Source organism: Dyadobacter jiangsuensis, from assembly GCF_003014695.1.
GTDB classification, from domain to species: Bacteria; Bacteroidota; Bacteroidia; order Cytophagales; family Spirosomataceae; genus Dyadobacter; species Dyadobacter jiangsuensis.
In genome coordinates, this window is sequence record NZ_PYAS01000001.1 from 18,549 (window position 1) to 44,390 (window position 25,842).

Here is a 25,842-nt window from a genome sequence, read left to right on the forward strand (position 1 = left end):
AAATGAACGGTAGTAAATCTTTTGAGGAACAATGGCTTAGCCCGTCCGAGGCGTTGGTCGAGGATATGAAGCGTATCGAAGGCGACATTATGATCCTCGGTGCGGGTGGGAAAATCGGCCCGAGCATAGCGCGGCTCACCATGCAGGCCATCGAACGGGCCGGTCTGGATAAGCGCGTGATCGCCGTGTCGCGATTCAGCGAACCAGGGCTGGTGGAAGAACTGAATGCGGAAGGCATTGAAACCATCGTTGCGAACATTCTCGACGATTCACAATTGCAGGACCTGCCGGAGGTTGAAAACGTGCTCTACCTGGCCGGACAGAAATTTGGGACGTCCAACAATGAGCCCTACACCTGGGCGATGAACACCTACCTGCCGGGACGTGTGGCGGAGAAGTTCCGCAAATCGCGCATTGTGGTGTATTCGACGGGCAACGTGTACCCATTCACGCCCGTGGGCTCGGGCGGGGCCACGGAGGAAATGCGCACCGACCCGGTAGGGGAATATGGGCAGTCGTGTCTTGGGCGCGAGCGGATGTTCCAGTACTTTTCATCGGTTTACGGCACACCGATCCTGCTTTACCGGCTGAACTACGCGATCGATTTCAAATACGGCGTGCTGCTGGAAGTGGCCAAGTCGGTGCTGAACGGCAAGCCGCTGGATGTGACGATGGGGCATGTGAACGTGATCTGGCAGGGAGATGCCAATGAAATGGCGATCCGCTCGCTGCTGCATTGCGACTCGCCTTCGAAGACCCTGAACATTACCGGCCCAGAGACGGTCTCACTACGCTGGCTGGCCGGGGAGTTCGGACGTATATTCAACATCGAACCGCAGTTTACCGGCGAGGAGCAGGCTACCGCGCTTTTAAGCAATGCGGCCGAATCGTTCCGATTGTTCGGCTATCCGCGCACGACTTTGAAGCAAATGATCGGCATTACCGCGCAATGGCTGCTCGAAGGCGGCAAGACGATCAATAAGCCGACGCATTTCCAGGAGCGGAAGGGGCAGTTTTAATCGGGGAAGAAGGGGAGGATGGAGGAAAGGGAGGAAAGGGAAGAAAGGGAGGATGGAGGAAAGGGAGGAGGGGAGTTTGGGGGGAAGTAGTTGTTGTTTAATGTTGTTAATGAATAGGTTATGTTGAGAGAAGATATCAAAAGGCTGCTTTTTGAAGGGACGGTGATACCGGCGCATCCGCTGGCGTTGACGCACGAATTGCAGCTCGACGAGCAGAAGCAGCGCGGATTGACGCGCTATTATATGGCCAGCGGGGCCGGTGGCGTGGCGGTTGGTGTGCATACCACGCAGTTTGAGATCCGCGATCCCGAGGTGAATTTGTTTGAAAAAGTGCTGGCAATAGCGGCAGATGAAGTCGATAAGGCGGCATTGAAACGCCCGTTTATCAAAGTAGCCGGCATTTGCGGACTGACGGTGCAGGCTTTGAAGGAGGCTGAAATCGCCGTGAACCTGGGCTATAACCTGGGGCTTGTCAGCATGGCGGCATTCAAAACGCAGCCGGAATCCGAGATTATTGAGCACGTTAAAAAGGTTGCCGAGGTGATTCCCGTATTTGGGTTTTACTTGCAGGCGGCCATCGGCGGGCGCGTTTACAGCTACGAGTTCTGGCAGCAGTTTGCCGAGATTCCCAATGTGTACGCCATTAAAGTGGCCGCATTCAACCGCTACCAGACCCTGGATGTTGTTCGGGCGGTGGCGCATTCGGGCCGTCGCGATGAAATTGCCCTTTACACGGGCAACGACGACAATATCGTAGCCGACCTTTTGACGCCCTATCGTTTTGAAATAGAAGGAAAAACAATCGAAAAGCGTTTTGTGGGTGGCTTGCTCGGGCATTGGGCGGTTTGGACGGAAAAGGCCGTGGAATTGCTCGTGACAGTAAAACAGACGCTCACCACCGATTATGCCGATGCGGCTTCGATGCTCGCCACGAATATTGCCGTTACGGACATGAACGCCGCGATTTTCGATCCGGCCAATGCGTTTCACGGCTGCATTACCGGCGTGCACGAGGTACTGCGCCGCCAGGGCCTGATGGACGGCATCTGGACGCTGAACCCCAAAGAAACGCTTTCGCCGGGGCAGTTTGAAGAAATCACGCGTGTGATCGACGCCTATCCGCAACTCGTCGACGATACGTTCGTGGCGCGCTTTCTTGAAAATGAAGTAAATGTGATCTGATGGATTTCTTCCGTTCCATACCGGTTTGGATAGCTGCCTTTGCGGCGGTATTCGTGACAGGCGGTCGCGATGCGACAGCGCCGCAACGTCCCGTTGAACCTGATTCTTTGCCCCTTTCCGTGCACGTGCACGTAGTGGCTTCCGGGCTGAATGTACCTTGGGAAATGGTCTGGGGACCGGATAACTGGATCTGGTATACCGAGCAGAGCGGCAGTATCAGCAGGCTCAATCCGAAGACAGGAGAGAAGCAGCTGCTCGTGAAAATCGACGAGGTGTATCGCCACCGCTCACTAGGCCTGCTGGGAATGGCTTTGCATCCTGATTTTCCTCGGAAACCCTATGTGTATGTGGATTACACCTGCAAAAAGGATTCGGCTATTGCAACAAAGCTGGTGCGGTTTACTTACCGCCAGAACCGGCTTGCCGACCCGCTGACGATGCTGGAAATCCCTGCTCACACCGGCCATAATGGTTCACGGATCGTGATTTCACCTGACCGTAAACTGATGTTCGCTACCGGGGACGCGGTTACCATCACCAACGCCCAAAATACCGGCTCACTGAACGGCAAAGTGCTCAGAATGAATCTGGATGGAAGCGTGCCGGCCGATAACCCGATCAAGGGAAGCCTTGTATGGTCCTGGGGGCACCGCAACATCCAGGGGCTGGCCTACGGGCGGAACGGCATTCTGTACAGCTCCGAGCACGGCGATGCGGTCGAAGACGAACTGAATATCATCCGTAACGGCCGGAATTACGGCTGGCCGAAGGTCGAAGGTTTTTGCGATCAGCCCAATGAAAAGGCATTCTGTGACTCGGTGAAAGTAACAGAGCCGGTCAAAGCCTGGACGCCCACGATCGCCCCTGCGGGAATCGCTGTTTACGAAGGCAGGCTGTTCCCTGAATGGAAAGGCGCGATCCTGCTCACTACTTTGAAGGAAGCCGATTTGCGGGTGCTGAAAACGGACGCGAAAGGCGAAAGCATTGTGTCGGAAAGTATTCCGCTGGATGCGAGCTATGGCCGTCTGCGTGCGGTGTGCGTGGCTCCCGACGGCAGCATTTACGTTTCGACCAGTAACCGCGACTGGAATCCCGGCAGCGGTTTCCCAAAACCGGAGGATGACCGCATCCTGCGCATTACGCGCGGTACACAGGCGGACCTGCTCGCCCGCAAAGCGCAAAGCCAGGCCGTGACCGATAACGTATCGAATGGCGCCAGGCTTTATCGCCAGTATTGTGCTTCCTGCCACAAGCCCGACGGCAAAGGCGTCGCCGGTACTTTTCCGACCCTGCACGGCACGCAGCAGGTGAAAGATAAAGACCAATTTGTACAAATTATGCTGAATGGCCTTTCGGGGAAGATAACTGTCCAGGGCGAAGAGTTCGATCAGCATATGCCCGCGATGAGCTTTCTGCCCGATGAGTCCATTGCCGAGATCGGGACTTATGTACGGCAGTCTTTCAACCAGGACCTCGACCCCGTCAGTGTCAGCGATGTTGCTAAGACGCGAATCAAGTAATCCATTTGCCCGGTTTCGGGCACGCGCACGTCACCAATTGTATATTTAGTTAAACCCAAATACCCTATGATCCAAATGAAGTTTTACCTGAAAAGGCCTCTGCTGGCGATGATGCTGATGCTGGCCTTGTGTATGTCGGGCCGGTTACAGGCCCAGGATGCCGGCAATGTGTCGGGAACGGTAGTGGATAGCGTTGGCAACGCCACTTTACCCGGAGTAAGCGTGGTTATCAAAGGTACGAGCAAAGGTGTCACTACGGATGTGGATGGCAAATTCCAGATCCAGGCTGCACAAGGCGAAGTACTGACGTTCTCGTTCATCGGCTACAAAAAAGTCGAGGTGCCGGTGGGCAATCAAACGGTGATTAGGGTGGTGCTGCGGCAGGACAATACCGTTCTGGACGAGCTGGTGGTAGTTGGTTATGGTACGGTGAAGAAAAGTTCGGTGACTGCATCTGTGGCAAAGGTCGAGAACACCGTCCTTGATCAGATTCCGGTCGGCAGGCCAGAATCGGTACTGGCGGGGCGGCTTGCGGGGGTGAACGTAACCCAAAACAATACCTCGCCGGGCAGCGCGCCGTTGATCCGTATCCGCGGTGCGAGCTCCATCGACGCGGGTAACGACCCGTTGGTCGTAATTGACGGTTTTCCCGGTGGGAGCCTCGGCAGCGTGAGTACCAACGACATCGAGTCAATAGAGGTTTTGAAGGACGCTTCTGCGGCGGCCATCTACGGTTCACGCGGCGCGGGCGGCGTGATTATCGTTACGACTAAAAAGGGTAAATCGGGTAAGGCTAAATTCAATTTCAATGCATATGCCGGTGTGGCCAATGCCAAAGGGCATAAGGACTGGATCACGGGGCAGGAGTATTACGATTACGCGGTACGTTACCAGAACCGCGAGTACAAATGGATTGGCGGCGACACCAGTATCCCGGTGTGGGGCGACTCCCGCCGGCCGAATGCCTACCAGGTGAGCGACGTTTTGAAAAACGGTAACAATGTGGTTTGGGAAGACGCAGTCATGCAAAGCGCTGCCATTCAGAACTACAATTTGTCGGTGGGTGGAGGAAACGACCATGTACGGTATTACGTATCGGGTACGCTGAAAGATGAGAAAGGGACTTTGAAAAACACCTGGTACAAGAACTACGGCTTGCGTGCAAATGTGGACGTGACCGTCAATTCGGTGGTGAGCCTGGGTTTCATGCTGAACCCGTCATATTCGAAACGCCGCTTTGCATCTGCGGACATTAACAACTATGTGAAGTTCCCCAGCTTCGTGGCTGTGCAAAATCCGGACGGTACCTATCCGAACGCGCGTTCGTATTGGGGCGCGGTGGTGAGCGGGCAGGCCAATCCGATGGCCACGCTGGACGGCAGCTACTATTTCGGTACGACCGTTAACAACCTGGGCGAAGCGTTTATCAACCTGAACCTGGCCAAAGGCCTTTCATTCCGGTCTTCGCTGAGCACCAACCTCGCCTCGAACACCACCGATCGCTTCCAGGCCTCCTGGGCGACCAGTACCGGTCTGAACTCCGGTTCGCAGGCGCTGAGCTCGACTACCAGCATTGCCAATGAGAACGTTTTGAGCTACACCAACACTTTCAAAGGCATTCACAATGTGAGTGCGATCGCCGGTGCTTCCTACCAGAAATATAATTCGAGCAGCTCCTCGCTGGCGGCGGTGAACGGTTCTTTCAATAATGATATCATCCATACGCTCAATAATGCGATCATCAACCCTTCGGCTTCGGCCTCGTCCAGGTCGCAATGGGGATTGATTTCTTATTTCAGCCGGGTGAATTATGGGTTTAAGGACAAATATCTGCTTTCTGCCTCGATCCGTACCGACGGTAGCTCGCGGTTCGGCCCCGACAACAAATGGGGGTACTTCCCGTCGGCCTCCGTGGCATGGCGCATTTCGCAGGAGGATTTCATGAAAAATGTCCGCCCCGTAAGCGAGTTGAAACTGCGCGCGAGCTACGGAGCTACCGGTAACTTCAACATCGGCGATTTTGAATACCTCGGACAAATCGGCGATGTATACTACTCGCCCAACAATACCCTCACCAAAGGCCAGACTCAAATCTCTTACGGTAACAATAGCCTGAGCTGGGAGAAAACCAAAAGCTACGATTTCGGGCTGGAACTGGGGCTGTTTCGCAACCGGGTGAACCTGGTGCTGGATTATTATGACAAACGCACGAGTGGGCTGCTTTACAATGTGTCGATCCCATCGGTGACCGGCTTTACCAGCTCGTTATCGAATGTCGGCAGTGTGAGCAACAAAGGTTTTGAAATTGAACTGACCACAAAAAACCTGGTAGGGGAGTTCAAATGGGAGACTTCATTCAATATGGCCAGGAACGTGAACAAAGTCGAAGACCTGGGTGGCGTACAGGAACGCATTACCACCGATACTTATGGAATGGGCTGGATTCTGCGTTTGGGGCAGCCGATGTTCTCCTATTATGGCTACAAGATCGTAGGCGTGCTGCAAAATGCGGAGGATGTGAAGAACTCGCCGGTCCTGGCAGGATCGGTGCCGGGTAACCCCAAGTTCCAGGATGTGAACGGCGACGGCCAGATCACCTCGGCGGATAAAGTGATTTTGGGCAACTTTCAGCCCAAAGCATATTTCGGTTTGATCAACAACTTCGCTTATAAGGCATTTGACTTGAGCATTGCCATGCAGGCCTCCGTGGGTGCCAAAATGTACAATTTTGAAAACGAATACTACCAGGGCGCGCTACTGGGAGCGATGCGCCGCTCGCTGGTAGACACGCAGTGGTGGTCGGAAGCCGAGCCGGGCAATGGCAGGGTACCCGCGAGCTCATTGAGCAAGCTCACTTACCAGTCCTCGTCGGATGCCTACATCGAGGACGCTTCATTCCTGGCCGTCCGCAATATCAACCTCGGTTATACGGTGCCTTCTACTGTTTCGCAAAAGCTGCGTTTGTCGGGTCTGCGCGTGTATGCCTCGCTCGCGAATCCCTTCATGTTTACCAAAAAAGGTTTTCACGGCTACAATCCGGAGGGTTACACCGGCGGTGAAATTGCCGGAACGGGCAGTAAGCCAGGCTTTAACAACGGAGCGACGCCGATCAACCGTGTGTATACGCTGGGTCTCAATTTCAACTTTTAATGCTTGAAAATCGGAACATGAAAATCACAAAACATATTAAAACCGGCCTGATGCTGATGACATTGGGCCTGACCAGTTGTGAAGACAAGCTGCTGAACCTCACACCGGAATCGGTGCTCACGCCGACGAACTTCTATAAAACGGCCAACGATATTAACCAGGCTGTACTGGGCGTGTATAACTCGCTGCAAACCCGTCGCCAGACCGACTACCTGCTGATGGAAGTACCGGCGGATAATCTGTATATGTCGGCCAACACCACCATTGCCGGCTCCAACGACGTCGACTTCCTGACTGTGAATGCCGACAATGCATTGACAGCCGCATTCTGGAATACGACCTACAATGGTATTTTCCGGGCTAATGCGGTGTTGCTCAATATCGACACGCCTACCAACTACGGAGCGGGTTTGAAGGACCAGTACATCGGTGAAGCCAAATTCATGCGGGCACTGTTTTATTTTGACCTCGTGCGGGTTTTTGGGGGTGTCCCCAAAGTCGTCGATAAAATTTCGATTACCGAAGCGGCCGCATTGCCGAAATCGACCGAGGACGAGATCTACTCGCTGATCATCGAGGACCTGACCGACGCGATCGCCAAACTTCCCGCACGGAAGTCCATCGCCACCGGGCGAGCCAGCAAAGGGGCGGCTACCGGTTTACTAGGCAAAGTGTATGTGTACCGCCAGGATTGGGCCAACGCGAAAACGCAACTGGAAAAGCTGGTGAACGAACAGGACTACAAACTGGTGAGCGACTTTGCTTCACTCTGGAAGCTCGAATCGGAGGACAATGACGAGGTACTTTTTACCGTCAAATACGTGGATGGGACAAACGGGCAAAGCCTGTCGACATCCTACACGCCCAACGGCGGCCTTGTCGGGATCGCCGACCGCGGCGCGGAGACTTCCCTGCCGTCGTGGAGTCTGATGAAAAAATACGAAACCGGCGACAAGCGTAAAGCGGCCACTGTTCAGGAATGGTGGACTTCGCCCGCACAGCCCAACGCCGAGCCGATTTACTACCCGTATGTGAGTAAATACGCCGTCAAGCATTCCTATGGCGCGTCGGGTATCGATATCCCCGTGCTGCGGTATGCCGACATTTTGCTGCTGTATTCCGAAGCACTTTTCAAATCGGGCGATAAGGCCAATGCATTGATCCAGCTTAATAAAGTCAGGGAACGCGCTTTCGGAAATGCAACACATAACTACAAAGGCACCGAGGCCGCCGATTTGATGGACCTTATCCTCAACGAGCGGCAGCTGGAACTCGCCTACGAGCATGAGCGCTGGTTCGACCTGGTGCGCACCGGCAAGTATCTGACCGTTATGACGCAGGAAGAACGCCTGTACAATTATGCGGCAAAAACACCGGTGGTAGTGAATCTTGTGCCCAAGGATTTCATGAAAATATACCCGATTCCGCAAGCGCAGATCGACCTGTCGAGCAATTTGAAGCAGAACAACGGATATTAAGCAGTTAATTCGACGTCCATAGCCGGCAACAACCGGCTATGGGCAGTCTCTACCTAAACCCTTATTTTTACAGCCTTCTCATTCATTAACTTCCCGAATCCGTGAAATATCAGCACCTGTTAGCGATTCTCCTGGTCTTTGGCACCGCACTTTACGCAATGGGTCAGCAAGACGATACCAAGGCCTTGCAAAAGGCCATCGACCGTGCCGCTCAAAAGGGAACCAACCGCCTGGAAATCCCAGCCGGGCATTACCTGCTCTCGGCCCCGTTGCTGATCCCTTCCAACTTCACGCTCGTCGCCGATAAAGGGGCTTATCTGGAATTAAAGAAATCGTCGAACCAGTATTTGCTTCGTAACAAGGACATTGTTAACGGCAACGAGAATATAAAGGTCTTTGGCGGGAAGTGGAATGGCAACGCCTGGACGCAGACGCGTACGATTCGTGACAAGGTCGACAATTCGGACTTCTGTTTCGGGTTTTTCTTTTATAAAGTCAAAAACCTGGAAGTAGGCAAGTTGCAGATTGACAGTACCCGCAGTTGGGGGATTGCCTACATGGAATGCGATAGCGTTTACATCCACGACATCCGCTTTCAGCAAAATCCCTTCCGCGACGCCCGGTTCACCAGCGCATTGAATCATAACGGCGACGGCGTGACCGGAGGAGGCAACAATGTGCTCATCGAGAATATTTCGGGTTTTACTAACGACGACCTGATTGCATTTGCGTCGGGTGGGGCCAGTTTTCAGGGCAAAATGTCGCCGTTTTCAGCCAGAAACTACGAAAATGTTACGGTCCGTAATATCTTCCCGGAAAGCATTTACGATTCCATTCCGGCATTGAAGGGCGTTGCATTCTACACATTCGGTCGCACACGCGTTTCGAACATCACGATCGACAATGTCAAAGGCAACACGGCCGCGGCCTCGGTGTTGTTTTACAGCCTGTTCGATCAGAAAGGCTATTTTTCCAACGTGAGCATTTCCCATGTTGAAGGCACCAACGTTTATTCCCGGTCTGAACATCCGGATTTACACGCCTCGTACGCGGCAATTACATTCAAAAACTCGGAAATTGACCGGCTGGTGATCGACGGCGTTGCCAGACTCGAGAATCGGTATGCCGAACCAACGTTGCGGTTTGACGACCAGATGGACGTACGTGAGCTTCACATCAGCAATGTTTCGACGATTTACGAGGGGTTGAGCAGCAATGCTTTTATCGATTTCGGGAAAGCGAATATTTCCAAAATCAGGCTGTCGGACATCGAGCTACTAAGCAACCCATAGGAAATCTGCCGGGCGGTCATTACAAATATACTTCCCCGCGCATCAAGTGCCTGGAAAGTGCTTCGCGCGCCTTTTCCAGGTCTGCATTTCGAATAGCCGCTAAAATTTCCCGGTGTTCCTGATCGGTCAGCAGGTAGTCGTCCAGGTGGCTTTTGATCTTGCCGAGTTTTTGGTGAAACAAGGGAATGTTACTCGAATGGTAGATACCCGCGATCTTCTGATTGCCTGATGCCGCGATCAGGGTTTCGTGAAATTTCATGTCCGCTTCCAGGGCGCCACCATAATAGCCCCTTTCCACCATGGCGGTAAACTCGTCGCAAATTGTCGAAAGCTCTTGCAGATCCTCCGGGCTGATTTTGACAATCGCAATTTCCAGCGCACCCAGTTCGAGAACCTTGCGCAGTTCCCGGATCTCGGTCACGTTCTCTTCCGTGAACGATTTGACGAAATAACCGCCTTTTTCGCCTGGTACCACCAGTTGTTCTCCTAACAATCGGGTGAGGGCTTCTCTCACCGCTGCCCGGTTGACATCCAGTTTTTTCGCCCATTCATCTTCGCGGAGCCGGGCACCGGCCACAACCTGATTGGACAATATGCGTTTGCGAATTTCATTATAAGCCGTAGTGGCTTTCGAAACATCCTTCATGTAGTAATTTTTGCTTCAAGGAAGTAAAAACAGCGCTCAAAGCGAGCTATTTTTACGTATTTACCTGACGAAATAATGGGGCTCATATCCCTGAAATGGAGTGTTTTTGCAAACAAAAAGCGAACCGGCCAGTGGCTGCTGTTGCAGCTCCTTGTCAGTCAGGCCGATGCTAGCCGAGGTAATGTACAGGTCACGTAAGCCCGCCCCGCCAAATGTGCAGGAGCTTACCTGACTTACCGGTAACGCGATTTGATCAAGGATGGTACCGGTCTCGGGGGAGACCCGGATAACTTTGCCGCCACCCCACAAGGCAATCCAGAGCATACCTTCCGTGTCGATCGTCATCCCATCGGGAATGCCGTTTTGCCGTGGTATTTCCAGGATTGTACGGGAGTTGCAGATTTTGCCTGTGGCCACATCGTAGTCATAGGCAACCACATTTTGGGCCGGCGAATCGATAAAGTAGAACGTTTGTTGGTCCGGGCTCCATGCGAGCCCGTTGGAGCAGCCGACTCCGGAGATCTTTGCCGATACCGAACCGTCCCTGTCCAGACAGTAGAGTTTACCTGCCCCCGGCTCGTTTTGAACCGACATGGTTCCTGCCCAAAAACGTCCGGCAGGATCACATTTGCCATCATTGAAACGGTTACCGGGTAAATGCCGTTCAGGGTCTGCGAGCGGAACTTGCGTTTTGTCCCGCAGATTGATCAGGAAAAAACCGTTTTGCAGGGCTGCTACCAGCATGCCTGTCTCTTCCAGCGCTATTGATCCTGTTTGTTGACCTGTGAAATACTTGGAGTGGCTACCCGAATCAACACAGAGCTGGTGAATATTGCCCTCGGCGACATCAACCCATAACACGCTTTGACTTGCCACGTCCCATACGGGTCCCTCTCCTAAATGACAGCGGAAACTACCCGCAACTTCCCAATTCATGATCGCCGGGTAGATACTGATCGAAGGTAAAACTTAAATATTGTATGCAAATATAATCAAATAATGTAAACATAAAAGCTGATATGATGACTTCTGCACTGCTGCAATTACTAATCAACACCTTCCAGCACGGCAGCTTCGCCTCTAAGCAGGTGTTTGTTTAATAAAGCTTCGGCTGAATCCAGGTCGTTGGCTTTGATCGCTTCCAGGATTTGCCGGTGCTCTGTATCGGTGAGCTCGTAGTCGTCCATGTGTGACTGGGCTTGTCCCAGTTTTTGATGAAAAAGGGGAATGTTACTAACCTGATACAACATTTTTAACTTCTCGTTTCCGGCACTGGCAATCAGCGTCTCGTGGAATTTGATATCGGCCTCACACGCGCCGCCAAGATACCCGCGCTGTATCATCGTAGAAAAGTCGTCGCAGATTTCTTCGAGTTTGGTGATCACCTGCGGGTCTCTGTTCTGCAAGATCAGTCTGAGCGCGCCAATTTCGAAAATTTGCCGCATCTGGCGTATTTCCTTGACGTCCTGAGCAGTGAGCGATTTGACGAAATAGCCGCCTTTCTCCCCGAAAACGATGAGTTCTTCCCCTAAAAGCCGGGTCAGCGCTTCACGGACAGATATCCGGCTGACTTCCATTTTTTTAGCCCAGGCGTCTTCTTTCAGCCTGCTTCCGGCCGAGAGTTGATTGGAAAGGATTTTTCGCCTCAGTTCAACGTATACCTTGCTGGCCTGTGAGTCCTGTTTCATTGTGTATACAAAAAGTATTAATTCAAATAAACGAATTTATATAGTTAATACCTATTGGGGAACTGCCCCCATTGGTCAGGCAAAACGAATATAGAAAAACAGTACGGCAGCTGTAATAAGGGCCCACCAGTAAAACGGGTCGCGAATGCCGCGCTGCTGGTCACGTTCTTCCGGCAGGAGGCGAAGGCTTTCACGGTTCCAGATCAGCCCGGAGAGCTCGGCTTCCGGCTTGGGCTTGGTCATCATACTCACCACCAAGCACAGCAGCATACATATCCAGAACACGATGCCCGTTCTGTTGAAAAACGGCATTTGCGGGAAGGAGAATTCAATCAGCAGCGACAGTGGGATGGTCAAAATTCCGGCAGTCAATGAACCTGCCTGCGTGGTTCGTTTCCAGAAGATTCCCATCAGAAACATGGTTGCGATCCCCGGCGTGAACAATCCATACGCATTCATCAGGTAAATGAAAACCGGTTTATCGGAATAGTTCATCAACAGTCCCGTACAGAGGATACCCGCCACCACAATGAGCGTTCCGGCGACACGCCCGAAGCGAACGGCCTGCTGGTCGGAGGCATTTTTTGCGAAATGGGGCAGGTATACATCGACGGTCAAGATCGTCGTGCAGGAATTGATCGCGCCGGACAAATGCGACATGACGGCGGAAATCAGTCCGGCCATGACCAGCCCCACCAGCCCCGAAGGTAGCAGCTTGGCTACGAGCATCGGGAAAAGCAGGTCGGGGTTATCCAGGTGCGGAATCAGCCGGGGAGCGACGAGCGCGGGTATGGTAATGATAAGTGGCACCAGGAATTTGAGATAATCCCCGAAAATGACGCCCATCCGCGCATGCCATTCGTTCTTGGCGGCCAGCACGCGCTGCACGATAAACTGGTTGGTGGCGCAATAGAAAATACTGATACAGAGCAGGCCGCCGAGGTACATCGTCCAGGGGAAATCAGGGTCGTCCGAAGGCAGGATAAGCTCCCAGTCCTTGGTGGTTGCCAGCACGGACTCTACGCCCCCGGTAGCATTCAGCGTCGCGATCGTCAGGATAATGCCACCGGCCACGAGCACGACCAATTGCAGCATTTCCGTCCATATTACCGCCCGTAAGCCTCCCAGAATAGTGTAGAGGCCGGTGAGCAGCGCCAGTAAAATAATGCTGACGATCACCGGAATATCCAGCAGCGCGTGGAGCGAAAGCGCCCCTAGGTACAGTACGGCCGCGATCTCCACAAAAACGTAAGTCATTAAAATCAATACCGAATACGTGCTCCGGGCGGCGGTGCCGAATCTTTTATGCAGAAATTCAGGAATGGTATAAAACCCGTTGCGGATGTAGAAAGGCAGGAAAATCCAGAGCAGCGCATTGAAGCCGATCAGGATCGCGCCCCATTCCATCGCGATCACGACGAAGCCCCGGTTATAGGCGGCGCCCATCGCACCCACCAGGTGGTGACTGCTGATATTGGAAGCGATGATGCTCCCGCCGATCATCCACCACGGCAGCTTGTCGCCGGCCAGGAAATAGTCGCGTTTGGTCTGCTTGCCTTTTCGGGAGGCGTACAGGCCAAGCAGTAGAATACTCAATATGTATAGGCCAAAAATGACGGCATCCGCCAGGGTCAGGTTTATATTCATTCTCGGAGGATTCTTTGAGCGATGTCAATGGTTTTTTCGATGAGCAGTTCCAGGGAAGCCGCTTCGAATGGGGTCTGCCAGACGGCATAGGTGTCTTCGGTGTACAAACTTTCAGGGGGCAGATAGCCCGCATAACCGTTCACAATGTTGATCACGGCCACTGCTTTTCCATCCAATTCGGCGCGTAGCTGCTGCTGGAAAGCGGAATAGGCCTCGTTGGGTTGGCCGACGAGCAGGGAGTCACCCAGGCGCCATATCCATAACGGCATATGGCTGGTGCCGCCGTCGCCAACGGTCTTTCGGATTCCCCTTTTTCGCCATAGCCTTTCCCGCGTCACGGCGTCGGCGCAGGCGGCCCACTCCGCTTCAATTTCGGCCAGCGAGGGCATTTCTTTGAGGGTGAAAGGGATGTCGGTCAGGGCATATGCGACGGTTCCGGGAGGCGTTACCGCGGTTTGGGCCCAGATACCCAGCGGTGCTCCCGATTCCACGGCTCCCTGAAAACTGAGGCCGGTGGCCGCGGGCAGCATATCTTCCAGCGTCGACAGCACGGCATGGCCTAGCTGTCGGCCGTAGCGGTCGGCGACAGCCGTGTCTCCCACATATTGGTCTTTCGGGGAAAGCTCACCCGACGCGCCTTGCAGAAACAAGGTAGGGGCTCCGGTGGTGGTTTCCACCATTTCACGCATCGCGCCAATGTAGTCGGGCGATATCAGCTTGTTGTCCCAGGCCAGGGTGGTTGGATGGCACGCGTAGTTGACGATCGTGGCGATAATCTGGTGCTGGGAGTCGGTAATCCTTCCTACCAGCAGCGTATCGTCGGCAGGCTGGCCGGGGTTCATCGCCACCAGCAGGCGGTCCTTTCCCTGCTCCGGCAAATCGCGGTTGACGGCCAGCGTACATTTTCCGTAGTTCCAGGCCAGCGTAGCGGTAGTTTCAGCGGTCATCGCCTGGCGAATGGCGGCGATGGATTTGTCACGGACTTCGGCCAAATAGGGTTCGATCAGGTGCCCGCCGGGTTTGCCGGCATCCTCGCGGAAAAGGCTCGGGCCGGCATGCGTATGCGACAAACAGAACATCAGGTTTTCGACGGGAAGCCCAGTTTTCGATAATATCCCGTTCCGCAGAAACTTTTCGTCATCGGCGCTTTTCCACCACCCCAGGTCCGCCCCGATCAGCACCAGCGGGTCGGCCATTCCGGGCGCCCTGAATGTGATACAGGTCAAGTACAGTGGTTTGTGCACGCCTTCGGCGGTTTCGTGCGTGGCGGCACCCCAGTTTTTTGCATAAATACCCGCCGGAGGGGTAATGACTGCCTGCGATACGCCGATCAGTCCTGAAAAGGAAGGGTTGGCTACAATAGGGTAGGACATAGATGTTCTCAGGTTAATAGGGAAAGGCCGCCATCCATGAGCAGCGTGCTGCCGGTCATGTGGACATTGTCGGGGTGGCACAGGTGCAATACCTGCCTGGCTACTTCACCGGTGGTAATGAGTTTTTTGACAGGTACGCGTTGCCGGGCCTGTTCGGCGAGTTCCGGTGCGGTTTTCCAGATGGAGGCGCTCAGACCGGCCTCCACGTAGCCGGGAGCGATCTCGTTGACCAGGATCTGGTGCGGCGCCAGCTCTAACGCCATGCATTTGCACAGCATCCGCACGCCGGCTTTGGACACCGAGTAGGCGGGCAGGTTAGGATGTACCGCATGGGCTGCCCAGCTGCCCACGAACAGGATCCTGCCCGGGATCTGCGCGGCAATCATACGGGACGCTGCGGTGCGGCTCAGGTAGAAAGAGCCGTTGAGGTTAATATCGATCTCGTTCGCCCACTGCTGGTCGCTCACCGTTTCGATACCCGCTATGGTGACTGTGGCGGCATTGGAAATGACAATCTGCGGGGTACCCAGCGCGTTTTCCACCGCTCCGATCCAACCGGCCACCTCCTCCGGGCGCGCCACATCCACCTGCCGGTAATGAGCCTGCACGCCTTGCGACGTGATTTCTGCAAGTAACGCTTCGGCTTCCCGGGCAGGTCTGATATCCCCGATGGCGACCGACGCCCCTTCGGAAGCGAACGCGAGGGCAATGGCCTTGCCGATGTCGCCCAGCCCGCCGCTGATCACGACCACCTGTTCTTGAAAGATTTTATTCATTGATAGTCTGCTGTTTTGAAGGTGCTGGTCTGTTACCAGTCACCTACGCTTCCGTCCTTGTAAAAACTGCGCTGCAATACCTCTTGCTGGAACGGATGCCTGGCTACTTCCTTTTCGTCGATCTCGATTCCCAGTCCGGGCAATGCGTTCGGTTTTACGATGCGCCCTTTTTGTTCCACCACAAATCCTTCCTGTACGACATCCTGCCGCCATTCTACATCGTTGTGAACACTTTCGCAAATGATGTACGAAGGGGCCGAAAATCCAAATTCTATCGAAGCCGCCGTGCTCACAGGCCCCTGCGGATTGTGCGGCGCGATGGATACCCGATAGGCATCGGCCAGCGCGGCAATCTTGCGGACTTCACTCAATCCCCCGCAATGGGTAATGTCCGGCTGGATCACACTTACCGAACGCTTTTCGAGCATATCCCTGAATGCGTGGATGCCCGTTAGCCGCTCGCCGCTGGCGATCGGCGTTTTGACCGCGCGCTGGATCAGGGCAATATCCTCCATGGTTTCGGGCCAGCATGGCTCCTCGAAAAAGTACAGGCCGTAAGGTTCCAGGGCCTTTGCGAAGAGCATTCCCATGCGCGGGGAAGGCCGCGCGTGGCAGTCGACCATGATGTCGATCGAATCGCCGACTGCCTCGCGCATGGCGGCTACGCATGCTTCCGCGTAATGCACGGGCTGCAAGCCTTCCAAAGGAGCCGTTTCGGGCACTGCCATCGACTTGAAGGCCGTAAATCCGTCCTCGACGGCCTTCTGAGCGAGCTCACCAAAACGTTTGGCGTCGTCTCGCCGCGTTTCGTAGAAATCTTCCATTTTGCCGCCACCCAGGTGACAATACAGCCTGATGTAATCCCTCACGCGGCCGCCCCACAGTTCGTGGCAGGGAACGCCATGTATTTTACCCAGGATATCCCACAAAGCGATATCGATGCCGCTGATGGCCGTGCCCCGCACGACACCGTTACCGTGCCAGAAGTGCTGGCGGTACATCATTTGCCACAGGTACTCGATCCGGCGGGGATCTTCGCCGATGAGCAGTTGCGACAGGTCTTCGATCGCGCCGACTACCGAGCGGGTATGCCATTCGAGCGTAGCTTCGCCCCAGCCCCAGAGGCCGGGCTGATCGGTGATGATTTTAACAAATATCCAGTTGCGCATGCGGGCATGGCAAACTTTGGTTTCAATGGCGGTGATTTTCATCTGAACTATCTATTGTATTTTACTGTGCGACAACCCCTTTGAACAAGCTGCTCACCACCTCGCGGGTTTTGTCGAGGGTGATCTCGATATCCTTTTCGGTGTGGGCGAAGGATATGCTGCCCTGCTTGATCGGCAGCGGGAAGTTGTAAATGCCCTTTTCGATCAATGCGAGCCGATAGGCTTTGTCGAGCGCAAAATCGTGGTTGTTCAGGATATCGTGCAGGTCCGCCGGTGCGTGATCCATCAGGTAAAGGCAATATGCGGAGCCCTGGCGAGCGAGGTAATAGGGCTGGTCGGTTTCGGAGAATATGGCGTTCAGCCCGTCTTCGAGCATCGTACCGAGCCTGTTCACATGGCCGTACACGTCATGCTCGGCAGACGCGAGCTTTTTCAGTGTCGCTATGGCCGCCATGGTCGTCAGCGGAAATGCATTGTAGGTGCCCGCGATCAGCACCCGGTGTTCTTTTTCGGGGTGAACGAAGTAATCCATGTACTTTTTCTTCCCGGCGATTACACCGAGCGGAAACCCGTTGGCAATGGCTTTCCCGAAAGTGCTCAGATCGGGCGTCACGCCGCAAATGCTCTGGTAACCGCCCAGCGCATGGCGGAAGCCGGTTTTGACCTCGTCGAAAATGAGCAGGAAGTTGTGCGCATCGGCCAGTTTTCTCAACCCTTCGAGGTAGCCCGGTTTCGGTTTGACGATCCCGATGTTTTGCAGCAGCGGTTCGAGAATGATACAGGCCACCTCATACCGCTTGATGATGTATTCGACCGAAGCCAGGTCGTTATAGTTGACGATGTGTACCAGGGATTTATGGACATCCGGGATACCCGCCGACAGCGAGTCGAACGGATATTCGCCTGGGCTTACGCGCGGGCCTACGTCGGCGAGGCTGCTGATCACATTGCAGGCCACATCGTTGTGCCAGCCGTTATAGCCGCCCTGCATCACGATCACGTGCTGTTTTTTGGTCACCGCGCGGGAGATCCGGATCGCATGGTAGGTCGCTTCGGAGCCGGTGGTTGTGATTTGCAGGCTCTCGGCGGTAGGGACGCTTTGGATGAACATTTCGGCGAAAATGCCTTCCAGGTCTGTCGGTCCGGCGCCCATCAGCACGGCGTCGCGTTCCAGCGTTTCGCGTACGGCGCGGTTAATATCGGGGTCGTTGTGCCCCAGGAAGGAAGCGGCAAAGCCAGCCTGATAGTCAATGTACTCGTTGCCGTCCACATCCCATACGCGGCTTCCATTTCCTTTGGTAAAACATATATTCGGGTCCGACTTGCGGTTGAGTGACACAACCCCTCCCGGAATGTAATTTTCATTGTGTTTTAAAATTGCAGATGATTTGCTCAGCGTGCTCATATCCTTCACTTCGGTTAAATTAAAATTGTATTGGTTACTATGACTCTAATGGATTGTTCTTTATTCATTTCAGGGCCTGGCGGGAGGTTGCACGTCCTGCGTTTCCCGGGTCCGTCCGGGCGTCACCTCAAAATGCCCTCCGGCGGAGGTAAAGTAGAGCGTGTTCTCGCCGGGTTTGACGTCGTAGTTCGTGGGCGCAGCGCCATTTTTTGCCTTGACGGACCAGAAGCCGGGCTGTAATCCGGTGAGTATCAACTGGTAGGTCGTGTCGTTGGGGGCGCTTACCTTGAATGCGGATGCGGCGAAGTCGGACGAGGCATTCATGCTCACCACACGGTCGGCGAAAGTCAGCAGGTAGCGTCCGTCGCTTTCGGAGAATTGCACCGGCAAAGGCTGGGTGTTATCGGAAAGTATTTGAAAGACCGTCAGGAAGCGGTCCTGCTTGTTTTTTCCTTTCGGGGAAACCATAATCCGGTGCCCGCTGGCTTCCGGCTTGTCGGACTTGACGTCGAATTGCTGCCCGAATGTGCTGTTCGCCTCCTTGCCGCTTTTGATTTCAAGCGTTCGGTCGGCGGGGGCAGGTACGAGCATGCGCACATGTGTTTTTCCTGTAACACCATTCAGCTGGTTGTGCAGGCCAATTGCAGAGCCGGTCGTGTCCGGCGTATTGATCGTATTAATCTGCCAGTATTTGGTGAAATCGGCATTGGAACTCGCGATGTCGTCGGACAGGATGATCACCGCCGGTACATCCTTTCTGTTCAAGTCCAGAAAGCAGAACTCGCGGGTAAAGTGACTGACCTTTCCGGTATAGGCGGCCGTAAGGTCGGCCTTGAAATAGCTATATGCGGGTTTGACAGCGTCGGGGCCGAAATGCGAGGAAACGACCGAACCGTAATTGTACCACGGATCGCTCATCGTTTCCCGGGGCGACAGCGGAAACCGCTGGCTGAACCTCGAACCGCCGTCGTGCTTTTTGGTACGGAACAGCAGCTGTTCGTCCGGGTCGAGCACGAGCATCGTACTGTGCGAAATGGAGCGCTTGTTAAACTCCATGTCGTAGGGAGGGCCGTAGGATAAGTATAAGCCGATATCGCCCATTTGAATGCCTTTGTAGAAAATCTGCATGGCGCCGGCATCGGCATGCTGGTGATTTCCGAAGTTATACCCGCCGCCTTTGATTTCCGCGATTACGTCGTTGCTGCTCGGGGTGTTGTCCCAGCCTGTGCGGGCAACCATCGAGCCAAGTACTTTTCCGAAATCCTTGGTTTGTGGCAGCTTCGTGAGGTCGTGGTCGGCTTTTAATGCCGGGTCGTTGACCAACAGGTACAGTACCGGGTTGTCGGGGAGCCCGCCCTGCCTTTCAAATTCGCCTTTAATGAGCGGATTGTTCGAATACGCATAGGAGAGGAGCATCGTTTGGGGGTGTTTCCAGTATCCGGGTTGCGTCCCTTTGTTCTTGATGCTGAACATGTCGCCATCGCGGAGCATATAACCGTCGGGCAGGCGCATGTAAAGCCAGTAATCGGGCAGGTTTTTGATATTGTCGTCAAAACTGGTCCGGCCGCTCATGCGGTACAATAGCCACACGCCGTGCATTTCCCAGCCGAAGCGGTAGGCGCCGTAATCGACGCCCTGGTTGTGTCTGGGCGATTGGTATTCGAATTTGCGCATCGGTACCAGCTGTTCCAGGATACGGTAGGAGGTGTAGCGGTAGGGTTCCGGGTCTTCGTCGTACACGGCGATGCTCATGGCGAGCAGATCGCGGCTCAGCTGGGCCTCGTTGCCATGGCCGTTCAGCAGCGATTCGTCGAATGGAGGCCAGCCGATTTCCATTTCGATGGCCAGTTTATGCATCTGGTCGAAAAGCTCCTTTTTTGATGTGGCATCGAGTAAATCGTAGCACCAGTCGTACACGAGCGCGGCGGTGTAAATAGCCCTGCCGACTTCACGGGTAATATCCCCGTAGGTGATGTTGCCGAATTCCAGCACCGACAGGTAGTTGCGCATCAGCGTCACCGCTTCCGAACCTACTTTTTTATCCCCCGTCATGAGGTAATAAAATGCCTTGGTCTCGGCCGCTTTCTCGACGTCTTCCCGGTGAAAAATCTCGTGGTCAGGCTGGAAGTCGAACCGGAACGGCGCCAGTGCGGCCGCTTTTACCTTCTCCCATTCCGGCTTGTTTTCCCCCAGGGTGAGCCGCCCGCGCACGACGGGCAAAGATTCGTGGTTAACCCAAAGGCGTGGCCGGCTGGCAGGTGGCGTGATGCCCGGTGTGTAGTTCCTGACGGCTTCGGGAACCGCAGGGGGGATAAACTCTTTGAACTCGACGACCGCTAGCTGGATTCCGGACGGAAGCCAGAGTTTTAGCTCCTGATGCTGGCCGGTGAAATGGAATTTCCCGGCTACCTGGGCAGCGCCGTGGTACGAATCGAAAACAATCCGGCGCGTTACCCGCTGGTGGTCGATCTGAATGCCGATATGCGATGTTTTGCCGGTTGGTTGCCCGGTTTCGATCGCGTAGGTACGCAGGTAGTACAGGCCCGCGTGCGGCAGTTTTACCTTAAAAATCACGTCCGGTTTCCCCACCGAATCGGCGGCGGATCTGGGACCGGCACTTTTTCGGGCAAGCCATGTTTTCGACCTCGCATCCCCGGCCGTACGGACGATTTTTGTCGTCGCCTTATTGATTTGGCCTTCCGACGCATTGATTTTCAGGACGATTTCGCCATTGTTGTTGTAATATGACTGAGCGCTTGTCCCAAAGGGGAGCAACCCCCAGAAGAGGATCGTCAGCACCAGCCGTATTTTCCGCGGCGTTTTGCCGGTCTTTCGTTTGTTGTTGTGTTGAATTACGTTCATCGCAAAGAGGAAAAGGAAGCCCCGGATTCCAGCGTTTCCGGTCTTCCTTTTCCGTAAGATTTAATTGGAATACCCCGGATTCTGGCTCACGTTAGGATTGGCTGCAATTTCCAGTTCGGGAATAGGTTGGAGCCTCCTGAAATCGGTGGTGGTTACCGTCGGATAAATGGCAGCGGCCTTGGCTCCCATGTTTTGCCGGGTGTAGCTGGCATTGGTACGCGTCAGGTCGAAGAAACGCAAGCCTTCGAATGCGAGCTCCTTCCGCCGTTCGAGCAGGACCGCGTTGATCAACTCGCTGCCTGTCAAGGTATATGCCTTTTGCTCGGGGTCGCGGTTTTGTGCGAGCATATTCAGGTATTGCAAGGCATTGGTGTTGTCGGCCAGCCTTGCATACGATTCCGCGAGTGTCAGTATCACTTCTGCGTATCGCAGCATCTTGATTTCGTCGCGATCGGTATTGGCGGTATTCTGGTATTTGTTTACATAATATACCTGATTATTTCCTCGGGTACCGTCCAGAATTAGCTCCCTTCGCATGTCTGTCGGGCTGTAAATGGCGTAGGTGTCATCGGTCACGAGCAATTCCCCGAGTCCGCCTTTGGCATACATCCAGTCCATTCCCTCTACGCCATTGTTGGCAATGGCCGAGTTGTTCAGTTCGAACAGCGTTTCGAGCTTGTCGGTGCGCGGCGTGGTGGCGGCCCAGTAGGCGGTGAATACCGCTTTTGTAGCTGAAAGGGTATAACCACCATTCTGAACAACTTCCAGTGCTGCGTCCTTCGCTTTCTGATAGTCGCCTTTGTAGAGTTGGGCTCTTGCTTCCAATGCTTTAACCGCGTATTTGGAGAAGAAATTGGTATTGTTAATATGAATGGTGGGAGTGGCGGCAGGCATCATCGCGAATGCGGTTTGCAGGTCACTCAATATCTGGGCGTAGACCTCCGCCACCGTGTTTCGTGCCGGCAGGGCCAACGGCCCCGCGATGTCGGTCGAAACCGTCACGACGGGCACACCCGGAGCGGAGGGGTTTACGGTGTGCGGGGTGGCAAACCAGTTGACCAGGTTGAGGTAGCACAACGCCCGTACGGCATAGGCTTCGCCTTTCAGGTATTTCACGTTGTCATTTTCGGCAATCTCCGAGCCAATGATCCGGTTGGCTTGCAAAATGGCATAGTAGGCCTGTTGCCAGAGCATTCTGGTTTCGGCATTTCCGGCGACAAACGTGAAATTGTTATGCGGGATGAGCCGGTTGGAGTTGGAACTGCTCAGGTAGACGTTGTCGGCCAGCATATCGCCGAAAACGGTGGCGTTCCGGCCGAAAAGGTAGTAACCTTGCAGCACGCGGTACATGCCTGCGGTGGCCTCCATCATATCTCCGTCGGTTTTGATGGCGTGCTCCACCGAGATGGCCGTAGTAGGGGATTCGTCCAGAAAACTGTCGCTGCAAGACGTGGCGGTCATGAGCATGGCCAGCGCCAGGGCAGTGTATTTGTTATTGATCTTCATGTCAGTAAGGATTATAGTCCGATGTTCACGCCAACTGTGTAGGTTCTGTATTGCAGCATATCCTGCGAGTCGAATCCTGAAAACCCAACCTCCGGATCAAATGGTAAACGTTTGTCAAATGTTTTGGTAAACAGGTTGGTGGCTCTTCCATAGAGATGCAGCTTGCTCACTTTCAGATTTTTGAAGATCCCCAGGTTCTTGAAGTCGTATCCCACCATCAGGTTGCGGAAACGGATGTGGTCGCCTTTGTAAATGCGGTAGGTGCTCACGGAGTTGTCGGTCGTAGTCGACATTTTAGGCACGTCGGTAACCTGTCCCGGCGTTGTCCAGCGTCTGTCGTAAACAAACCGGTACTTGTTGTACGTATAATAAGTACCGGAGGTCTGGTAAAGGTCCGAAGCGCCGTAGATCCAGTAGCCGAGGTTGAAGTTGAAATCAACGCCGAGGTTGATGCCTTTGTAGGTGAACAGGTTGTTGAATCCGCCCGTGTATTTCGGGTTCGATTGTTTGTTCTGGACAATCAGGCTGGCGTCGGCGATATTGGCTGTCTTTTCCGTTCTTGACTCGTTCGTGTAATACAACGGGCTACCATTGGCCGGATCCACCCCCGCGAACTCGCGCATGTAATAGGTGTAGAAGCTGTAACCTTCTTTGAGATAATACTGCCCGTTCGTCACCGCGGTACCGGCCGGCAGGCTGGTGATTTTGTTGCGGTTAAGCGAAAGGTTGAAGTTGCTGTTCCAGGTAAAATCCTTGATTCGGAGCAAATCGCCTCTCAATGTGAATTCCCAACCGTAGTTCAGCATCGAACCGACGTTCTGGCTCACGGCTGTAAAACCGGTGGTGTAAGAGGTCGGGATGGAGCGGATCAGCCCGTCGATATTGTTGCGGTAGTAATCCACCGTGAGCGAGAACCGGTCGTTGGCCAGGCCGATATCCACGCCGGCATCAAACTTTTTGGATGTTTCCCATTTCAATGCAATGTTACCCACGCTGGAATATTGCTGTCCGTTGTATCCTGCATATCCGTATGCGGTGCTGTAACTTGCCTGCGGTACCCACGCGTAGTTTCCAAGGTTGGCATTGCCCGTGGTTCCGTAGGACGACCTGATTTTCAATGACGACAGCACCCGTTGTTTCACAAAGAATGCTTCCTCATGCACGTTCCATGTTCCGCCGACGGAGAAGAAATTGGCTTCGCGATTTGCCTTCGGAAAGCGGGAAGAACCATCCCGCCGGAAAGAACCGCTGATCGCATATTTGTTTCTGAAATTAACCTCTCCGATCGCGTAAAGCGAGGTGAATGCATAGTTGCTGTATTGGCCGTAGGTGCCCAGCGGCGTGGCCGCGTTGGTAAGTGCGGTCAGGTCTTCGTGCGCGGAAGGGAACCCGCTGCCGTCGGCCGCCAAAAGGTATTCTTTCGATTTCTGGGCTTCATAGCCTACCGAAGCGCTCACATAGAAGTTGTTGAAACCGGGGATATCGTAGCGGTAGTCAAACTGGTTTCTGGATAGCCAGTTGAAATACCGGGTGTAATAATTTTTGCTGCGTCCTTTGAGGGAGGCGCCGTCTCCCATGGTTGCGTTGAGGAACAGCGTTTCTTCCAGTCCGTTGTAATCGACGCTCGTGTAGGTGGAAAAAGACAGGTTTTTCACAATGTCCCACTTCAACTTCAGGTTGCCGAGCATCTTGGTCGCCGATAGTAGTTTTTTATCCTTTTCCGCGATCCACAGGGGGTTGTAAATGCCCGGGAAGTTGGTGTTGCCGGGTGTGGTCGTATTAATAGAACCATCCTCGTTATACGCAAGCTGGAATGGGCGCAGCGACCTTGCAGCCCAGGTAGGGTTACCCGAAAACTGCGAGCTGTAAGGTGTATTCTGGTTTACATTCGAAACGTTGAAACCTGCCGACAGCGCCACTTTGCTATTGATTTTGTGGTCGATGTTGAGCAACGCAGATATCTTTCTGAAGTCCGAACCGATGGTGGTGGCGTCCTGCGAGAAGTAGCCGAGAGATCCGAAGAACTTGGATTTCTCCGATCCACCGTTGACGCTTACATTATATTGGCTCTGTTTGCCGGTACGGGTTACCAGGTCATACCAATTATTGCTTTTGCCGCTGTTAAGGCCATAGCTTTCAGCCAGGGTCTCGACTTGTGCAGGTGTAAAATTGCTGTTGGTAAGTGTCTCTCTAAACAATTCGGCATATTGGCTTGCATTGAGCGGCATGCCGGCCTTAGGCGGGTCCATCGCCGCCGAAACGCCTATTTCGGTATCCAGGCGCACTTGCGTCCGGCCCGCACTTCCTCTTTTGGTGGTGATCACGATCACGCCCGTGCTACCGCGTGCACCGTACAGTGCGGTGGCGGCCGCATCTTTGAGGACGTCGATGCGCTCGATATCGTTCTGGTTCAGACCGGCCAGGGCGTCGGCCGTGGTGGTGTTATAGCCCAGCTTCCCGGAGTTGACAATCATTCCGTCTATTACGAACAAGGGGCTGGACGACAGCGAAAGGGAGCCCAGACCGCGAATGCGGACGTCGACCAACCCGCCGGGTTGCCCGCTGGTGACCGGCGCGGTGAATCCGGCTACTTGCCCCTGCATGGAGCTGATTACGGTAGAGAACGGCTTGTTTTCCAGTGCTTTGCCGCCCACTGTTCCGGTGGAGCTGGTATTCTCGGCGACATGCGTGACCCGGTAGCCGTTGGTGATCGTAACCGCTTCCAGCGAAACATCCGACACGCTGAGTTTGATGTCGAGCCGCCCGGAACTGGCGATGACCTGCTGCGGCTGGTAGCCGATCATACTGAATACGAGCAGGGCGCCTTCCGATACATTTTCGAGCTTGTAAGCCCCTTTTTCGTCGGTGATCGTGGCATTGTTGGTGCTCTTAACGCGCACGATAACTCCGGGGATAGGACTGCCGAGGGTGTCGGTAACTGTGCCCCTGATCTCTGCCAGTGCCCATGCACCTGGTTTTGAGCGGGAGCCCGGTCCTGCCGTCGCGTTGGTGAATGGCAGCAATAATAGCAAGCAGATGATCAAGGCAAAGAGCTCCCTGGATTTGGACAGCTGCCTGACCGCGGGCGCAAAACTGGGGTAAACCGAATAATTCATGCCACCTTGGTTA

Annotated in this window: 17 protein-coding genes; 6 read left to right on the forward strand and 11 right to left on the reverse strand. The window is 54.2% G+C overall.

Features of this window, described 5'->3' with window-relative positions:
• The first annotated feature begins 2 nt into the window (after window positions 1-2).
• From CLV60_RS00095 to CLV60_RS00120, 6 genes are all read left to right on the forward strand, one after another.
• Window positions 3-1,019, forward strand: a complete 1,017-nt coding sequence (locus tag CLV60_RS00095) for an NAD-dependent epimerase/dehydratase family protein (RefSeq protein WP_106593362.1) — start codon at window positions 3-5, stop codon at window positions 1,017-1,019.
• Between the two features lie 120 nt (window positions 1,020-1,139).
• On the forward strand, window positions 1,140-2,201 hold the full coding sequence (locus CLV60_RS00100) for a dihydrodipicolinate synthase family protein (protein WP_106593363.1): 1,062 nt from the start codon (window positions 1,140-1,142) through the stop codon (window positions 2,199-2,201).
• Window positions 2,201-3,721 (forward strand): PQQ-dependent sugar dehydrogenase, encoded by a 1,521-nt coding sequence (locus tag CLV60_RS00105; protein ID WP_229210750.1) that lies wholly within the window; start codon window positions 2,201-2,203, stop codon window positions 3,719-3,721. Before CLV60_RS00100 ends, CLV60_RS00105 begins: the two co-directional genes overlap by 1 nt.
• 66 nt (window positions 3,722-3,787) lie before the next feature.
• Window positions 3,788-6,871, forward strand: coding sequence for a SusC/RagA family TonB-linked outer membrane protein (locus CLV60_RS00110; RefSeq protein WP_229210751.1), 3,084 nt, complete (start codon window positions 3,788-3,790; stop codon window positions 6,869-6,871).
• Window positions 6,872-6,888: 17 nt separating this feature from the next.
• Window positions 6,889-8,349 (forward strand): RagB/SusD family nutrient uptake outer membrane protein, encoded by a 1,461-nt coding sequence (locus tag CLV60_RS00115; protein ID WP_229210752.1) that lies wholly within the window; start codon window positions 6,889-6,891, stop codon window positions 8,347-8,349.
• A gap of 101 nt (window positions 8,350-8,450) precedes the next feature.
• A complete protein-coding gene (locus tag CLV60_RS00120; protein WP_106593365.1) occupies window positions 8,451-9,641 on the forward strand; it encodes a glycosyl hydrolase family 28-related protein in 1,191 nt (396 codons plus the stop codon).
• Window positions 9,642-9,660: 19 nt separating this feature from the next.
• Here the strand turns inward: CLV60_RS00120 and CLV60_RS00125 are convergent, their stop codons facing one another.
• The 11 genes from CLV60_RS00125 to CLV60_RS00175 all read right to left on the reverse strand — a co-directional run bounded on the left by CLV60_RS00125 (window position 9,661) and on the right by CLV60_RS00175 (window position 25,829).
• On the reverse strand, window positions 9,661-10,287 hold the full coding sequence (locus CLV60_RS00125) for a GntR family transcriptional regulator (protein WP_106593366.1): 627 nt from the start codon (window positions 10,285-10,287) through the stop codon (window positions 9,661-9,663).
• Window positions 10,288-10,347: 60 nt separating this feature from the next.
• Window positions 10,348-11,223 carry an SMP-30/gluconolactonase/LRE family protein gene (locus CLV60_RS00130; protein ID WP_106593367.1) on the reverse strand — a complete coding sequence of 292 codons (876 nt, stop codon included), beginning with the start codon at window positions 11,221-11,223 and terminating at the stop codon, window positions 10,348-10,350.
• Between the two features lie 110 nt (window positions 11,224-11,333).
• Window positions 11,334-11,975 (reverse strand): GntR family transcriptional regulator, encoded by a 642-nt coding sequence (locus CLV60_RS00135; protein ID WP_106593368.1) that lies wholly within the window; start codon window positions 11,973-11,975, stop codon window positions 11,334-11,336.
• A gap of 75 nt (window positions 11,976-12,050) precedes the next feature.
• Window positions 12,051-13,622, reverse strand: coding sequence for an SLC5 family protein (locus tag CLV60_RS00140; RefSeq protein ID WP_106593369.1), 1,572 nt, complete (start codon window positions 13,620-13,622; stop codon window positions 12,051-12,053).
• Window positions 13,619-14,995: a hypothetical protein gene (locus tag CLV60_RS00145; protein ID WP_106593370.1), complete on the reverse strand. Its 1,377-nt coding sequence runs from the start codon at window positions 14,993-14,995 to the stop codon at window positions 13,619-13,621. The genes CLV60_RS00140 and CLV60_RS00145 overlap by 4 nt, the downstream gene beginning before the upstream one ends.
• An 8-nt stretch (window positions 14,996-15,003) precedes the next feature.
• Window positions 15,004-15,771 carry an SDR family NAD(P)-dependent oxidoreductase gene (locus CLV60_RS00150; RefSeq protein ID WP_106593371.1) on the reverse strand — a complete coding sequence of 256 codons (768 nt, stop codon included), beginning with the start codon at window positions 15,769-15,771 and terminating at the stop codon, window positions 15,004-15,006.
• Between the two features lie 32 nt (window positions 15,772-15,803).
• Window positions 15,804-16,982, reverse strand: coding sequence for a galactonate dehydratase (gene dgoD / locus CLV60_RS00155; RefSeq protein WP_106593372.1), 1,179 nt, complete (start codon window positions 16,980-16,982; stop codon window positions 15,804-15,806).
• 19 nt (window positions 16,983-17,001) lie between these two features.
• Complete coding sequence (locus CLV60_RS00160; protein WP_106593373.1) at window positions 17,002-18,345, reverse strand: aspartate aminotransferase family protein; 1,344 nt, start codon at window positions 18,343-18,345, stop codon at window positions 17,002-17,004.
• A gap of 69 nt (window positions 18,346-18,414) precedes the next feature.
• Window positions 18,415-21,207, reverse strand: a complete 2,793-nt coding sequence (locus CLV60_RS00165) for a hypothetical protein (protein WP_106593374.1) — start codon at window positions 21,205-21,207, stop codon at window positions 18,415-18,417.
• A gap of 60 nt (window positions 21,208-21,267) precedes the next feature.
• Complete coding sequence (locus CLV60_RS00170) at window positions 21,268-22,713, reverse strand: RagB/SusD family nutrient uptake outer membrane protein (protein WP_106593375.1); 1,446 nt, start codon at window positions 22,711-22,713, stop codon at window positions 21,268-21,270.
• An 11-nt stretch (window positions 22,714-22,724) separates the two neighbouring features.
• Window positions 22,725-25,829: a SusC/RagA family TonB-linked outer membrane protein gene (locus CLV60_RS00175; RefSeq protein ID WP_106593376.1), complete on the reverse strand. Its 3,105-nt coding sequence runs from the start codon at window positions 25,827-25,829 to the stop codon at window positions 22,725-22,727.
• Window positions 25,830-25,842 lie beyond the last annotated feature (13 nt).

What these genes read in the sequence shown, in the direction of transcription:
- CLV60_RS00095 (WP_106593362.1), top strand. Translation starts at nt 3, where the DNA reads ATGAACGGTAGTAAATCTTTTGAGGAACAATGGCTTAGCCCGTCCGAG.
- CLV60_RS00100 (WP_106593363.1), top strand. Translation starts at nt 1,140, where the DNA reads ATGTTGAGAGAAGATATCAAAAGGCTGCTTTTTGAAGGGACGGTGATA.
- CLV60_RS00105 (WP_229210750.1), top strand. Translation starts at nt 2,201, where the DNA reads ATGGATTTCTTCCGTTCCATACCGGTTTGGATAGCTGCCTTTGCGGCG.
- CLV60_RS00110 (WP_229210751.1), top strand. Translation starts at nt 3,788, where the DNA reads ATGATCCAAATGAAGTTTTACCTGAAAAGGCCTCTGCTGGCGATGATG.
- CLV60_RS00115 (WP_229210752.1), top strand. Translation starts at nt 6,889, where the DNA reads ATGAAAATCACAAAACATATTAAAACCGGCCTGATGCTGATGACATTG.
- CLV60_RS00125 (WP_106593366.1), bottom strand. Translation starts at nt 10,287, where the DNA reads ATGAAGGATGTTTCGAAAGCCACTACGGCTTATAATGAAATTCGCAAA.
- CLV60_RS00130 (WP_106593367.1), bottom strand. Translation starts at nt 11,223, where the DNA reads ATGAATTGGGAAGTTGCGGGTAGTTTCCGCTGTCATTTAGGAGAGGGA.
- CLV60_RS00135 (WP_106593368.1), bottom strand. Translation starts at nt 11,975, where the DNA reads ATGAAACAGGACTCACAGGCCAGCAAGGTATACGTTGAACTGAGGCGA.
- CLV60_RS00140 (WP_106593369.1), bottom strand. Translation starts at nt 13,622, where the DNA reads ATGAATATAAACCTGACCCTGGCGGATGCCGTCATTTTTGGCCTATAC.
- CLV60_RS00145 (WP_106593370.1), bottom strand. Translation starts at nt 14,995, where the DNA reads ATGTCCTACCCTATTGTAGCCAACCCTTCCTTTTCAGGACTGATCGGC.
- CLV60_RS00150 (WP_106593371.1), bottom strand. Translation starts at nt 15,771, where the DNA reads ATGAATAAAATCTTTCAAGAACAGGTGGTCGTGATCAGCGGCGGGCTG.
- dgoD (WP_106593372.1), bottom strand. Translation starts at nt 16,982, where the DNA reads ATGAAAATCACCGCCATTGAAACCAAAGTTTGCCATGCCCGCATGCGC.
- CLV60_RS00160 (WP_106593373.1), bottom strand. Translation starts at nt 18,345, where the DNA reads ATGAGCACGCTGAGCAAATCATCTGCAATTTTAAAACACAATGAAAAT.
- CLV60_RS00165 (WP_106593374.1), bottom strand. Translation starts at nt 21,207, where the DNA reads ATGAACGTAATTCAACACAACAACAAACGAAAGACCGGCAAAACGCCG.
- CLV60_RS00170 (WP_106593375.1), bottom strand. Translation starts at nt 22,713, where the DNA reads ATGAAGATCAATAACAAATACACTGCCCTGGCGCTGGCCATGCTCATG.
- CLV60_RS00175 (WP_106593376.1), bottom strand. Translation starts at nt 25,829, where the DNA reads ATGAATTATTCGGTTTACCCCAGTTTTGCGCCCGCGGTCAGGCAGCTG.